Consider the following 14,658-nt stretch of genomic DNA (forward strand, 5'->3'; position numbering starts at 1 on the left):
CCGTGCAACGTGACCTTGAACCGCCGGGCTTTGTTGGGTGAACAAAATGGCAATTAATTTCGAAAACCGCTATACCGACGTGTCCGGACCGGACGAGCTGCACCTGTCGGACTATCTGCGCACGATCGTGAGAGGTTGGCGCACGATCGTGACGGTGACGCTGATCGCACTCGCGCTGGGGTGCGCGTATGCGTTCCTTGCGCCGCCGACGTATCGCGCGGATGTGCTGTTCCACGTCGAGGACAAGACGGCCAACGCCAACGCGAACGGCAAGGATTCCTTGCCGCCGCTCACCGGCATGTTCGACACCAAGCCCTCGACGGCGGCGGAGATCGAGTTGCTGAAGTCGCGTCTCGTCACCGAGGAAACGGTCAAGAACCTGCACCTCGACATTTCAGCTTCGCCGCGTTATATGCCGTTTATCGGCGGGATGATCGCGGGCCTGGTGAACGGACATTGGGGCTTCAAGTTGCCTTCTTTCATCAACCTGTCGGGCTTCGCATGGGGTAACGAGAGCATTGCCGTGTCGCGCTTTGACACGTCGAAGGACTTTTACGACACGTCCTTCACGCTGATTGCGGGCGATGGGGGTTCGTACGTGCTGCGCGACAAGAACGGTATCGCGATTCTCTCCGGCCGCGTCGGCGAGACCGTGGAAACCGACACCGCCGACGGCCCGATCGCGTTGCGTGTCGACAAGCTGGTCGGCGAGCCTGGCGCGCGTTTCGAACTGCAGCGGGCCTCGACGCTAGGCACCGTGGACCGTTTGCAAAAGGCGCTCGTGGTGGCCGAAACCACGCTGCAGTCCGGTGTGATTCGCACGAGCCTCGAAGGCGGCGACCCCGCGCTGACCGCGGCGATCGTCAACAGCATGGCGCGCGAATTCGTGCGTCAGGACGTGGAAAGCCGTTCGACCGAAGCGGAGCACATGCTGGCCTTCCTCGACCAGCAACTGCCCGGCTTGCGCAAGGAACTCGACGACGCCGAGCAACGCTACAACAAATTCCGCAACGCGCACGGCACGGTCGATCTCGGTGAAGAAAGCCGCCTGTTGCTCCAACAGGTCGTGGACAACAAGACGAAGCTGCTCGATCTGCAACAGCAACGCGCGGAGATGTCGCAGCGCTTCACGGCGAATCACCCGGCGGTAGCCGCGCTCGATGCACAGATCGCGGCGTTGCAGGGCGCGGCAGCCACCATGAATCGCAGCGTGGCTGTGATGCCGGATACCGAGCAGACCGCGTTGCGCCTGCTGCGCGACGTGCACGTCGATACGGAGCTCTATACCAATCTGTTGAACAGCGCGCAGCAACTCCGGGTGGCGAAAGCCGGCCAGGTGGGCAACGTGCGGGTGGTGGACTTCGCCGAAACGCCTGACGAGCCGGTGCGCCCGAAGCGCGTGCTGGCGATCCTGATCTCGCTCGGCGGCGGCTTGCTGATCGGCATCATGCTGACCTTCTTCAAGCGCGCGATGTACGGCGGCGTGGAACGTCCGGACGAACTCGAAGCGGTGCTCGGCGTGCCGGTGTTCGCGATCGTGCCGCGCAGCCAGACGCAGCTGCGTTTGCAGGAAAACGTCATGCTGCGCCGGCGCGGGCTGCATGTCCTCGCGCAGCAGGCGCCGGAAGACATCGCCGTGGAAGGCGTGCGCAATCTGCGGACCTCGTTGCAGTTGTCGCTCGATCACGCCGAGAACAACGTCGTGATGATCACGGGTTCGCGGCCCGACACCGGCAAGTCGTTCCTGTCGGTGAATCTGGCGGCGCTGGTGGCGTCGGCGAACAAGCGGGTGCTGATTATCGACGGCGACATGCGGCGCGGCGACGTCCATTCGCATTTCGGCATCGCCCATCAGCCGGGGCTCTCGGACGTGCTGAGCGGTGGCGATCTCGCGTCGATGGTCCAGCGCGACGTGCTGCCCGGACTCGACGTGCTCGCCAAGGGCACGCTGCCCTCGCATCCGTCTGAATTGCTGATGAGCAAGCGTTTCCAAACGATGCTCGACGAGTTGAAGTCGCACTACGACATCGTGATCGTCGACACACCGCCGGTGCTTGCCGTGACCGACTCGACGGTGATCGGCAAGTACGCCGGCACGACGCTGCTGGTGGTGCGCCACGGCCGCCATCCGCTGAACGAGATTGCCGAGACGGCCAAGCGGCTGCTCAACGGCGGCGTATCGCTCAAAGGCGTGCTGTTGACCGATGTGCCTCAGGAAGGGGCATTCCTCGGTTCCGGCTATCAAGGCGGTTATTACGGATACGACAGCATTGCGGGTTGAAATGGCGGCCCCATGACGGGGCCGGCCATTCGATCGTGGTGTTGCACTGGGATCTCAAAGTTCAACGAGGGGAGGGGTTCATGAAACGCAAGGTCGCGCTGATCACCGGCATTACTGGACAGGACGGGTCGTATCTCGCCGAGCTGCTGCTCGCCAAGGGTTACGACGTACACGGCATCAAACGAAGGTCATCGCTGTTCAATACGGACCGGATCGATCATCTCTATCGCGACCCGCACGACCCGGACCAGCGACTCTTCCTGCATCACGCCGACCTGACCGACTCGACCAGCATTCTGCGCGTGATTCAGCGTGTGGAACCCGATGAGATCTACAACCTCGCGGCGCAGAGCCACGTGGCGGTTTCGTTCGAGGAACCGGAATACACCGCTAACGCGGACGGCCTCGGCGCGTTGCGGATTCTCGAAGCGATCCGCATTCTGGGGCTTCAGCACAAGACGCGTTTCTATCAGGCCTCGACCTCGGAACTGTACGGCCTCGTGCAACAGGTGCCGCAGTCCGAGACCACGCCGTTCTATCCGCGCAGCCCGTATGCGGTCGCCAAGCTGTTTGCGTACTGGACCACGGTCAATTACCGCGAGGCGTATGGGCTCTATGCCTGCAACGGGATTCTGTTCAATCACGAATCGCCGGTGCGTGGCGAGACCTTCGTGACGCGCAAGATCACGCGCGCCGTGGCGCGCATCGCGGTGGGCATGCAGAAGACCTTGTATCTCGGCAATCTGTCGGCGTTGCGCGACTGGGGCCATGCACGCGACTACGTCGAGATGCAATGGCGCATGCTGCAGCAGGAACGGCCGGAGGATTACGTCATCGCCACTGGCGTGCAGTACAGCGTGCGCGAGTTCGTTCAGCATGCCGCCGCTGAATTAGGCGTCACGGTGCGTTTCGAAGGCACCGGTGTGGATGAAGTCGGCATCGTAGAAAAGGTGGAAGGGCGCGAAATCAAGATGTCGCCCGGCGATGTGATCGTGCGTGTCGATCCGCGCTACTTCCGGCCTGCCGAAGTCGAGACGCTGCTGGGCGATCCGTCGAAAGCCCATGCGCAGCTCGGCTGGAAGCCGACTACGCCGTTCAGCGCGCTCGTCAAGGAAATGGTGCGCTCGGACTATCAGATTGCGAGACGTGACGCGCTTGTCACGCTGGCCGGTTTCACGGCGCTGGAACATCACGAGTAACGGCGATGAACAAACAAGCACGCATCTTCGTGGCGGGCCACCGTGGCATGGTCGGCTCCGCGCTGGTCCGGCGGCTCAATGCCGAGGGCTATCAAAACGTCGTCACACGTTCGAGAGCGGAACTCGACCTCACGGATCAGACTGCCGTGAACGGCTTCTTCGAGCGGGAAAAGATCGACGTGGTGCTGCTCGCGGCCGCGCGCGTGGGCGGCATTCTCGCCAATGCGTCGCAGCCGGGCGAGTTCATCTATGAAAATCTGGTGATCGAAACCAACGTGATTCACGCCGCGTATCGCGCGCAGGTGGAGCGGCTGGTGTTCTTCGGTTCGTCGTGCATTTATCCGAAGCAATGTCCGCAGCCGATCCGCGAGGAGTATCTATTGACCTCGCCGCTCGAGCCGACCAACGACGCCTACGCGATTGCGAAGATCGCCGGCCTCAAGCTGTGCGAGGCATACAACCGCGAATACAACACACAGTACGTCTCGTTGATGCCGACCAATCTGTACGGCCCCAACGACAACTACGACCTGAACAGCAGCCATGTTTTGCCGGCTCTGCTCAGGAAGGCGCACGAAGCGAAGGTGGACGGCTCCGCGACCTTGACGGTGTGGGGCTCGGGCACGCCACGCCGCGAGTTTCTGCACGTCGACGATCTCGCCGCGGCGACGCTCTTCGTGCTCGAACACAACGTGACAGAAGGCCTGTTCAACGTCGGGGTGGGTGAAGACCTGTCGATTCGCGAACTGGCCGAATGTATCTGCAAGGTGGCCGGCTTCGAGGGTGAGCTCGTGTTCGACGCGTCCAAACCCGACGGCACGCCGCGCAAGCTGCTGGACGTCTCGCGGCTCGCGCAAATGGGTTGGCACGCGACCATCGGCCTCGAAGAGGGCATCACGTCCACGTATCGGGAATTCGTTGAATTACACGCCGGCTCGACCGCCGCCGCCGTCATGCACGTTTAGGCGCGCATTGAAGGGCTGCTGGGCGCGATTCCGGCAATGAGGGAGCGCGTGGAGCGTTCGCATGAATAGCGTGCAACGCACACAGGGACGATTTTCGAGGAGTGGCATAAAAATGACTGCGTCAGTCACGATCTTCCACAACGTCGTATGGTCGCGTCACAAGGGTGTCGTGTTCTCCGCCTTGCATAACATCTCGGCATCCGGCGCGATTCGCTATTCGATGGTGCAGATTGCGGATACGGAGCACGACCGTATTGGTTTTTCGGACGTCGACTATTCGTACCATCGCTATCCGATGCATAAGCTGTTCGACGGTTGCTACGAAGATGTGCCGACGATGAAGATGATCGCGCGGCTCACCTGGGAAGTGTTGCGGACCAAGTCGGATCTGATCGTTCTGCCGGGTTACCACCGTCCGGAATACTGGGCGATGCTGCTGGCGTGCATCGTGACCGGCAAGCGGCGCGCGGTGTTCTGCGATTCGACCGCGCGCGACCGGCCCAAAAAACTGCTGACGTCGATTCCGAAGCGTGTGTTCTTTTCGCTCTGCGACGGCTATTTCGGTTTCGGTGAACGTAGCCGCGAGTATCTGGAGTCACTCGGCGCGAAGCGCGACAAGATTTTCGTGCCGTGCCAGGCCGCGGCAATGCCTGGATCGTTTGCGCCGGAGCGCGCGCTGGTCGAGCGGGTTGCGGCGCGCGCCGGCAATCCGCCGGTGTTTCTGTACGTGGGCCGTCTCTCGGAAGAGAAGGGCATCGGCACGCTGATCGAGGCGTTCGCCGGCTTGCGGCGCCGCATTCCGGCGGCGAAGTTGCGCATTGTCGGCACGGGACCGATGGCGGACGCGCTGCACGCGAAGGTGGCCGATCTCGAACTGGGCGACGCGGTAGCTTTCGCCGGCAGTTTGCAGGACGAGCCGCTCACCCGGGAATACTACGGCGCGACCTGCATGGTGTTGCCCAGCTATAGCGAGCCGTGGGGACTCGTCGTCAACGAGGCGCTCGCGCATGGTTGCCCCGCGGTGGTCAGCGAGAGTTGCGGCTGTGTGCCGGAACTGGTGATCGATGGCGTGAGCGGCTATGCATTCACGGCGGGCGATGTCGCCGGACTGCAGCGCACGATGCTCAAGGCGATGGAGGCATTCGCCGACGCCGGCGGCACGGCGCGCCGCTGCATGGATGTGATTCGCCGTTTCGATCCGCCTTCTGCCGCCGCCAATATCGCGCGTGGCTGCGCCATGATGCTGAGCGACTGAGGCGCCTCGCGGTCCCGTCGCCCATGCGAAGCTCTAACCCGTCCTGGCAGCCACAATGAAGATTCTGATCTACGGCATCAATTACGCGCCTGAACTGACGGGGGTGGGTAAGTACACCGCGGAAATGGCTGTGCTTCTGGCCAGACGCGGCCACGAGGTTCGCGTGGTGTGCGCGCCGCCTTATTACCCTGAGTGGCGCGTGGCGGCGAACTATGTGTCATGGCGGTATCAGCGCGAAACGCGCGACGGTGTGACGATCTGGCGCGCGCCGCTGTGGGTGCCGGCGCGTCCGAGCGGGCTGAAGCGGATGCTGCATCTGGCGAGCTTCGCGGCGAGTTCGTTGCCGCTGCTCGCCCGGCAGGTGCTATGGCGCCCCGATGCCGCGATGCTGATCGCGCCGACCCTGATGTGCGCGCCAGCTACGCTGGCGCTCGCGCGTCTTGCGGGCGCGAGTGCGTGGCTGCATATTCAGGACTTCGAGGTCGATGCGGCCTTCGATCTGGGTCTTCTGAAAAGCTCGCTCGCAGCGCGCGTGGCGCGCTGGATCGAAAGCACACTGCTGCGCCGCTTCGATACCGTATCGTCGATTACGCCGCAGATGGGTTTGCGCGCGGCGGTCAAGGGCGTCGAGCCTTCGCGGGTTGTGTGCCTGCCGAACTGGGTCGACGTGTCGACCATCTTTCCGCTGACGCGCGCGAGCGACTACCGGCGCCTGTTGGGCATTCCGCCCGGCCAGAAGGTGGTGCTGTACTCCGGCAACATGGGCGCGAAACAGGGCATCGAAACGCTCGCCGATGCGGCGGCATCGCTCGCCGCACGTACCGACCTCACCTTCGTTTTCTGCGGCAGCGGCGCGGCGAAAGAGAGTTTGCTCCAGCGCTGCGCAGGATTGACGAACTGCGTGTTCATTCCGCTGCAACCCATGGAACGTCTGAACGAACTGCTCAATCTCGCCGACATTCATGTCCTGCCGCAACGCGGCGATGCGGCGGATCTGGTGATGCCCTCGAAGCTCACCGGCATGTTCGCAAGCGGGCGCGCGGTGGTGGCCATGGCGCGGCGCGGCACGGGTCTCTACGACGCGGTGGCACCGCGCGGCGTGATCGTGCCGCCGGATAACGTCAAGGCTTTGGCGGCGGCGATCACGGTACTGGCAAGAGATCCCGAACGCCGTGCGGCGCTGGGTAAGGCGGCCCGCAATTATGCGGAGCGCGCGCTATCGCCGGAGTCGACGATCGGCACGTTCGAAGCGCGGCTCGCGACGCTGGTTCATGGCGCGCGTGGTTCACGTGGCTTAAGTGGCACGCATGCAAATGGGGAGACGCCGTATTTCGGTGTTCCGAGGTCTTCAACCTCCCCGACCCGGCGGCGCAAGCCGGCTACAACGGAGGAAGCCGCGCCGGATTGATCCGGTACGCGGCCATCTCATGAATGCGATATCACCACGGGGATTTGTAGACGGCGTGCTTGCCCGCATCGAACGGATCGGCGTAAGTGGTTTTCGCTGCGCCGTCGGGCATCAGACGGGCGGCCGCGTTCGGACCGCCTGGCTGACCGGCCGCGCGCACCTTGCCGTTGCCGGCGGCCTGCGCCTTGTTGGGCTGCTTGCGCACGGCAGGCTGCGCTCCGCCCAGCACCGTCATGCGTTGTTCGTCGAGCAGGGCCGCCTGCTGGGCGTCGGCGGTATTGCCTTGCTGCGCGTCTGGCGAGCCGTAGTCGCGTGGGGCGCCGAGCAACTGCGCTTCGCTGTTGCGATGCGCCGCACCCGGGTTGGCGCGCGCTGCGGGGGCGGGGGTGCCGTAGCTGGTCGCAGCCGTAGCGGCAAGGGCCGGCGCAGCGGGCGCGGGCGCTGCTGCGTTCTGCGCGAGCGCCGGTACGGCATAGGTCGCGATGGCGAGAACCAGCGGGGGTGTTATGTGCCGAAACGAGATGGTCATCGCATGCCCCAGGAAGATGCGGTCGCAATAGCGCTATCGTGCGCCAACCAGTACGCGTGCAGCCGCCAAAACGCTTGCTCGTACGGCCATGAAGCCGGCTTCAGTAAGGAGTCGCAACATAATGTGAGTGTGACGCAGGGGTATGTCGATTCCCGTTCGTGGTCTGGAGAAATCTGATGGGTAACGCCGCCGACGATCCGCAGATCGGGCGTATGCCGGAAGTCGAAGGCGTTCGCGAGGATGGCCGTGTCATCGATCTCAGTCTGGCTGGAAAGGGGAACTATCGCGCGAAGCGCGGTGCCCTGATCGAGCTCATCTGGTTTGTCACGGAAGCCTGTGTGATCAACAACAAGCTGCTTCCGCTCTCGTCGGTCAGGGTTGCGTTGTTACGCCTGTTCGGCGCGAAGATCGGCACGGGTTGCCGCTTCGTGCATCCATTGCGCGTGAAGTCGCCGTGGAACCTGGAGGTGGGGGATAACTGCTGGTTCGGCGTCGACGTCTGGATCTACAACCAGGCGCTGATCCGCATCGGCTCGAATGTCTGCATTTCCCAAGGGACGTTCCTCAGTGCCGGCTCTCACGATATGAGCACGACGATGGATCTGCGCGTCGCGCCGATCGTCATCGAGGACGGCGTCTGGATCACGTCGAAATGCGTTGTGCAGATGGGTGTGACGATCGGCCGGTCCGCCGTGGTGACACCCTTGTCCGTCGTGCATCGTTCGCTCGATCCAGAGGGCGTGTACGGCGGCAATCCATGTCGTTTTATCCGGAACCGTTTCGATTCCGTGACCTGAAGCACAGAGAGAGAACCGCAGCGTTTATACGCTGAGGAGGCCAGGTCGTTGACAAGCCGGAATGTCGGCGACCGCAATCGGATTGTCGATCGATGCCCTTGATCGACACCTGCGGCGACGCCGGTGATGCGTTCGGCAACGACGTGTGCGTGGTTTGCTTGTCAGCCCCGGTTGGATGAGTAGCCGGTTTGACGCACTCAGACATGCATGAAGAAGATGGGGAGTAGGGATGTTCATCGATACTCGCACTGTTGAACACAACACGGTCATTGAAACGACGGTCTGCATCATCGGCGGAGGAGTCGCCGGGATTACGCTTGCGCTGGAGATGTCGAGGGCGGGGGTCGACACCTGCATGCTCGAAAGCGGGGGCTTCGGGCCGGATGACGAAACCCGCGACCTCTATCGCGGCGAGAACGCCGGGCTTCCCTATTCGTTCGCGGACGGCTCGCGCAGCCGTTACTTCGGCGGCAGCAGCAACTGCTGGGGCGGCTGGTGCCGTCCGCTCGATCCGTGGGACTTCGACAAGCGCGACTGGATCCCGCACAGCGGCTGGCCGTTCGGTCTCGACGAACTGGCGCCGTACTACGCGCGTACGCATGAACTGCTGAAGCTCGGCCCGCAGAATTTCGACCCTGCCTACTGGGAGCGCGAGATCGGGCGCCATGACGTGCGCCGCATACCGCTTGCGACCGGCGACATGCGCGATACCGTCGCGCAATTCAGCCCTCCTGTGCGTTTCGGCAAGGCCTATCGCGACGAGCTGTCGCGTTCGGCGCGGGTGCGCGTGTTTCTGCATGCGAATGTGCAGAATATCGACGCCGATGCTGAGGGCACGTCTGTTGCGCGGCTTCAGGTGGCGACCATCAGTGGACGCAAAATGACGGTGACCGCGAGGATTTTCGTGCTCGCCACGGGCGGCATCGAGAATGCGCGGCTTCTACTCGCTTCGAACAACGTGCAGGCGGCGGGACTCGGCAATGCCAACGATCTGGTGGGCCGTTACTTCATGGATCATCCGCGGATGATGTCCGGCAAAGTGCGTTTTCGTCCGGGCAACGCGCGCAATAAGCTGTATGACATCAAGTATCACTATCAGAATGCCGCGGTGTCGGCGCACGGCACGAAGATATCCTCACAGTTCGCGCCGAAGCAGGAGTTGATGGAACGCGAGAAGCTGCTGAACTCGCGCGTGTGGCTTTATTCGCGCTGGTACGGTGAAGGAACGGCAGGATCCGAGGCCCTGATCCACTGCAAGGAAGCGCTGTTGCAGAAGGACCAGCCGGGCCGCAGCCTGAAAACCGATGTCGCGACGATGATCGCGCATCCGCTGCACACCGTCGGCTACGGTTTGACGCGGCTTTTGCAATGGCCGGCGTTGATCACGGACGTGACCTTGCAGGCGATCGTCGAAGCGGTGCCCGACCCCGATAGCCGGGTCACGTTGTCGGCCGATAAACGCGACCGGTTCGGCATGCCGCGGGTGAAGGTGGAGTGGCGTCTGGGCGAACAGGTGCAACGCACCTTCGACAAAACCTTCGCGTTGCTCGCGCAGGAGTTGCAGATGGCGGGCATCGCGGACGTCGAACTCGACGTACCGCTCGAAGGCCGTAGTTGGCCGGCGAAGCTGGAGGGCACGTGGCATCACATGGGCACCACGCGCATGCACGATTCGCCACGTGAAGGCGTGGTGGATCGCGATTGCAAGGTGCACGGGATGAGCAATTTTTATGTGGCGGGCAGCTCGGTGTTTCCAACCGTCGGCGCCAACTTTCCGACCATCACGATCGCCGCGCTTGCGCTACGCCTCGCGGGTCATCTGGTGCGGCAACTCGATGTCCCGGATATCGTCGGCGATACGCGGGGCGACGCCGCCAACAGTTCCCTGATATCGATTCAGACGCAGCAGCCTCAAGTCGAAACCCTGCCGATCGCAGCCTCGACCTTGACGCCGTTGATGAAGGAGCAGTGAAGAACAGCCGGTGACAGTGCGCGCCTCGCGGCGCGCGCTGTTATCCCAACGTCACCGGCTCGGTTGAGTCGTGGCTTCGCGCAGCGTGGTGAGCGTGTTTTCGCGCGTTTCGCCGATGCTGCCTTTCGTTTCCAGCAGCGCGGTCAACGCGCTGACCATGGTTTCGACCCGGAAACGTGCTTCGAAAGTGCGAGTTGCCTGAGCGCGCATGGCGGCGCGTGCGGTGTCGTCGAGCTCGAGCCAGCGCACGAGATTCTTTTCCGTACCGTCTACTGTGTCGGCAGCCACCATTCCCGCACCGTCCGCTTCGATCTCGCGCCACACGTTGACTTTGTCGGAGATCAGCGCCGGCAGTCCGCAGCCGAGCGCTTCGGCAACCGCTACGCCGAAGTTCTCCTGATGCGAGGGCAGAACGAACACGTCGCTTGCATGGAACGCGCCCCACTTGAGATCACCTTGCAGCATGCCCGGCAGGCTGAGGCGGTGCGCGATGCCGGCTGCCTGAGCCTGGGCGCGCAAGCTGGCCACCCAGCCGGTCTCGTCGGGACCCGCAATCATGAGATGCAGCGACGGGTCGCGGCCGGCGATCCGCGCAAACGCATCGATCAGCAGATCACAGCCTTTCTTCGCGTGCACGCGGCCGAGAAACAGCACGATGCGTTTGCCGCGCAAGCCGGGCACGGCTTGCAGGAACGCTTCGCGCAGAGGCTCTATGTCGAGCGGCGGCACGGTCGCGCCGTACGGCACGATCCGCTCATGCGCCCGGTACAGCCAGAACGATTGACGGGCGCGCGCACGTTCTTCCTCCGTCGTAAAGATGACGGCGCGTGCATCGCGCAGTACCCGGTATTCGGCCCAAGGCCAGTACAACCACTTCTTCAGATGCTTGAGCGGGTAAGCCTGTTTGAACCAGGGGTCGAGCATGCCATGTACGTACACGTAGTAGGGCACGTCGCTTTGGCGCAGCGCTTTCCATGCTGCGAAGCCGTGGTACTGCCACAAGCCGTGCACGATGACCGCGTCGAAGCGCTTCGCGTTGGCGGCGAGCCACGGCGCGAGTGGCGCGCTGTAGCTATAGCGGCTGTTGACGGGGCCGAATGCGTGGACCGGAAACGGAAAGGACGCGAGGTAGGCGTCGCCGGGCGCATCGCAGGTGGCCACTTCGATTTCGTGCCCGGCGTCCTGCATCGCCGCGCCGCTGCGGCGAACGCCTTCAACCGGGCCGCCCGCGCGGGGATCGACGCTTGCAAGCAAATGGAGAATTTTCATCGGACGATATTCCGTCGATTGGCGTTTTGCGTCGACGTGGTGCGCGACACGAGGGCGCCGAACTGGCTGGAGCCGGGCGCGGTGCTTGCCGCGTGCGAGATGCCGAGGGTCGTCGCGAGATCCGCGCGACCCATGCCGGGCTGGATTCTGCCCGGCAATTCAGGCATGGCGGCTGGGTGCAAATGCGGGGGCGTAGGCGGGCGTTTCATCCGCGCTGGCAGTGCGCGCTGCAATCGCGCGTGCGTGGCGATCATCAGGCCGAGGGCAACGCCGAATATCAGTCCGGAGAAACGCGGCCCGAGCGGATTGCCACCGATCGACGTAGCCGGCAGCGCGGCGAACAGCATGATGGCGCGGCCTAACACCGGAAGCATGGGCGCGTCGGGAACCACCACGCGCCAGTAGCGGTACGAGAAAAAGCAGATTGCCAGCGCGGCCAGGGTCGCCAAAGGCATGGCGATGCCGAACAGCAGTCCGCCCGCGAAGAGCTGATAGACCCAGAAATTATGGCCCGCCGGCCATTCGTTGATCGCGTAGAAGTCTTTCTCGCTGATCTGGCCGGCAAGGTCTGGCAGGTAAACGGGGGAATAACGGTAGTAGTGCCCGTAGCCTTCGCCGAACAGCAGCGTTTCCGGCGACGCTGTCACCTGGTCGTACTGATCGCGCATCTCGGCGAGACGGGTGATCGTGGTGGGATCCTTGCCGGTGACGGTTTCCTCGGACGCGAAAATGCGCTGCGTCCAGTGTTCGGTGACGGTCGGGAAAGTGACTGCCACGATGCCGACCACGCCGGCCAGCACCGCGCCGGTCATTACGCTGCGGGCGGCCGTGCGCCAGACAAGCTGGATCGACGGTGCGCTCAGTGCCATCGCGAACAGGAACAGGAAGACCGTGCCGATCATCAAACTGCGCGTCACGCTCAGCAACTCGACGATCACGCTGACCGCGAACACCGCGATGGTGAAAAACGAAAAGCGTCTGGCGACGACGAATTCGTGCAGTAGCACGGCTTGTAGCCCCAGCAACGTCACGGAGATGATACGAAAGCGCGCATCTTCGAGGTCGCCGCTCGTGGCGAGGCCATAGGCGAAGGTGAACAGGAGACAGATCACGTTGGAGACGAACAGGGCTTTCTCGAACTGCGAGATTCTGTATTCGCTCCACGGACGGCAGGCCACGAGGTAGCCCAGCAGAAACAGCACGAACGGCAGGAGAACGCGCAGATAGTTGCCGGTGTCGTTATCCTGAACAAACTGGGCGACGATGCTGCCGAGCACGCACAGCAGCACGCTGAAGGTGATCACCGAGCGCAGCCGCGAGCCGTTGTGAAAGCGCGGCGCGATCAGCGCGAGAGCGAGTCCCGAGGCGATCACGGGGATGACGAAAACGAACTGGATAAAGTGGCCTACGTTGGCGTCGGGCGCTTTATAGTCCAGTGCAAGCGGTAACAGAAATAACCATATCCAGAGCGTCGCATACTGATGGCGCATTGCTAATCCCTCCCCGTGCTGTCGATCCGCCGTTGGTCTATAGCGGACGGTCTCGCATCGGGTCATTGTGCGGGAATATCCCCATGTGGCCGTTCCACCTGGCCAGTTTCGTCGCCCATTGCCTGGGTTCTGGCGACAGTGGCAAGGGCGGTCCCTGCAAGACGCGCGCACACTTGCTGATGTTGTCGGCCAATGCCTTGATGTTGGCGCGCGCGCACGCGTGCCGCCACCGAAGATGCAAAAAGGGACACGCGCCCAAGAATGGTGACAGGGGAGAACAACATGAAATTATTCGGCGGGGCGAAATCCGTAACAGCCGGGCGGGCCATCGAGCTGGATTTCGTGCGCGGCATCGCCATTATCATGGTGATGGGCTTTCACTTTCATGTCGTTCAGACCGGCAACATCCTCATTGAGATCATCGAGTACCCCCTGAAGAATTTCGGGCGGGAAGGCGTCAACCTGTTCTTTACGCTGAGCGGATTTCTGGTTGGCGGCCTGCTGCTTCGACAGTACGCCGAATCAGGTAATGTCGACGCGAAGCGCTTTATCGTCCGGCGGATTTTCCGCATCTGGCCTGCGTATTACGTGCTGATCGCGTTTCATGTGCTGGCCGGTCGCCATCCGTGGAATACGTTTCTGGTGCAGAACCTGACCCACCTGCAGAACTATCTGGGCACCTCGATTACCCAGACCTGGAGCCTCGCGGTCGAAGAACACTTTTATCTCGTCCTGCCGGCGCTGCTGTTGCTGTTCGCGCGCTGGCGCCTTGGCGCATGGACGATTGTCGGCGTGCTCACCGGAATCTGCGCGGTGGTGTTCACCGCGCGCTGCTTCGCTGTGGCGGGCGGCAACCTGGAAGGGGCATTCGCGTACACGCAATATCGCATCGACAGTTTGCTGGTCGGCGTGATTCTGTCCGCGATCTACTGGATGAAACCGGGCGTCTATCATCAGATCGCAAAGCGCAAATGGCTGCTGGTCGCCAGCATCGTGATTCTGTGTGCGTGGCTCGCCCTTGCGACGAAACACATCGCGCTTGACGAAAGCATCGGCTATACGATTCAGGCGCTCGGTTTTGCCGCGCTGATCGTGTTCGTGCTGGAGTATTCGGGATCGTTCAAGACGTCGTGGGTGTATCGCGGGATTGCCTGGATCGGCCTCTATTCGTACGGCATTTACCTGTGGCATTCGCTTGCGCTCGCTCCGGGCGACATGCTGATTCGCAAAGCGACCGCCATGGGTCTCGCGCCGAGCGTAATCTGGATCGTGGCGCTTACCGCGCAGTTCGCTTTCGCGATTGCGATCGGCTACGTGACCACGCGCGCGATCGAGTATCCGTTCCTGCTGATGCGCAACGCGCTGTTCCCGGCAAAGCGCAACAGCTCGGTGCGCGAGGAAGTGCCGGTTGCCGGCGGCCAGGCTGCCGCGCGATGACATAGCGCATCGCGCCAGACTCTCTGAGTCTCTACCGAGGTGAGGGTGTGTCGAAG

At 62.8% G+C, this 14,658-nt stretch carries 11 protein-coding genes; 8 read left to right on the forward strand and 3 right to left on the reverse strand.

Annotation, left to right across the window (positions count from 1 at the left end):
• Positions 1–46 precede the first annotated feature (46 nt).
• From M0D67_RS21455 to M0D67_RS21475, 5 genes are all read left to right on the forward strand, one after another.
• On the forward strand, positions 47–2,281 hold the full coding sequence (locus M0D67_RS21455; protein WP_266239577.1) for a polysaccharide biosynthesis tyrosine autokinase: 2,235 nt from the start codon (positions 47–49) through the stop codon (positions 2,279–2,281).
• An 80-nt stretch (positions 2,282–2,361) separates the two neighbouring features.
• A complete protein-coding gene (gmd, locus tag M0D67_RS21460) occupies positions 2,362–3,480 on the forward strand; it encodes a GDP-mannose 4,6-dehydratase (RefSeq protein WP_266239578.1) in 1,119 nt (372 codons plus the stop codon).
• Positions 3,481–3,485: 5 nt separating this feature from the next.
• A complete protein-coding gene (locus tag M0D67_RS21465; protein ID WP_154559513.1) occupies positions 3,486–4,445 on the forward strand; it encodes a GDP-L-fucose synthase in 960 nt (319 codons plus the stop codon).
• Between the two features lie 112 nt (positions 4,446–4,557).
• Positions 4,558–5,700, forward strand: coding sequence for a glycosyltransferase family 4 protein (locus M0D67_RS21470; RefSeq protein WP_171926923.1), 1,143 nt, complete (start codon positions 4,558–4,560; stop codon positions 5,698–5,700).
• A 55-nt stretch (positions 5,701–5,755) separates the two neighbouring features.
• On the forward strand, positions 5,756–7,108 hold the full coding sequence (locus M0D67_RS21475) for a glycosyltransferase WbuB (RefSeq protein WP_266239579.1): 1,353 nt from the start codon (positions 5,756–5,758) through the stop codon (positions 7,106–7,108).
• 31 nt (positions 7,109–7,139) lie between these two features.
• Here M0D67_RS21475 and M0D67_RS21480 read toward each other — a convergent pair whose 3' ends face one another.
• Complete coding sequence (locus M0D67_RS21480) at positions 7,140–7,637, reverse strand: hypothetical protein (protein ID WP_171926925.1); 498 nt, start codon at positions 7,635–7,637, stop codon at positions 7,140–7,142.
• A 176-nt stretch (positions 7,638–7,813) separates the two neighbouring features.
• On the opposite strand from M0D67_RS21480, the gene M0D67_RS21485 reads away from it, so the two are divergent.
• Together M0D67_RS21485 and M0D67_RS21490 are read left to right on the forward strand one after the other, a co-directional pair.
• On the forward strand, positions 7,814–8,434 hold the full coding sequence (locus M0D67_RS21485) for a putative colanic acid biosynthesis acetyltransferase (RefSeq protein WP_171926926.1): 621 nt from the start codon (positions 7,814–7,816) through the stop codon (positions 8,432–8,434).
• A 229-nt stretch (positions 8,435–8,663) separates the two neighbouring features.
• On the forward strand, positions 8,664–10,406 hold the full coding sequence (locus M0D67_RS21490) for an FAD-dependent oxidoreductase (RefSeq protein ID WP_266239580.1): 1,743 nt from the start codon (positions 8,664–8,666) through the stop codon (positions 10,404–10,406).
• 51 nt (positions 10,407–10,457) lie between these two features.
• On the opposite strand, the gene M0D67_RS21495 is transcribed toward M0D67_RS21490, so the two are convergent.
• The gene (locus M0D67_RS21495; RefSeq protein ID WP_266239581.1) at positions 10,458–11,675 is read right to left on the reverse strand and encodes a glycosyltransferase; all 1,218 of its coding nucleotides are present in this window, start codon (positions 11,673–11,675) and stop codon (positions 10,458–10,460) included.
• Positions 11,672–13,165 carry an O-antigen ligase gene (locus M0D67_RS21500; protein WP_266239582.1) on the reverse strand — a complete coding sequence of 498 codons (1,494 nt, stop codon included), beginning with the start codon at positions 13,163–13,165 and terminating at the stop codon, positions 11,672–11,674. The genes M0D67_RS21495 and M0D67_RS21500 overlap by 4 nt, the downstream gene beginning before the upstream one ends.
• A 282-nt stretch (positions 13,166–13,447) precedes the next feature.
• Here M0D67_RS21500 and M0D67_RS21505 point away from each other — a divergent pair, with 282 nt between their 5' ends.
• A complete protein-coding gene (locus tag M0D67_RS21505) occupies positions 13,448–14,602 on the forward strand; it encodes an acyltransferase (protein ID WP_266239583.1) in 1,155 nt (384 codons plus the stop codon).
• Positions 14,603–14,658: the final 56 nt, after the last annotated feature.

Origin of the sequence: Paraburkholderia sp. SECH4, from assembly GCF_030511745.1 — a bacterium.
GTDB lineage: Bacteria > Pseudomonadota > Gammaproteobacteria > Burkholderiales > Burkholderiaceae > Paraburkholderia > Paraburkholderia madseniana.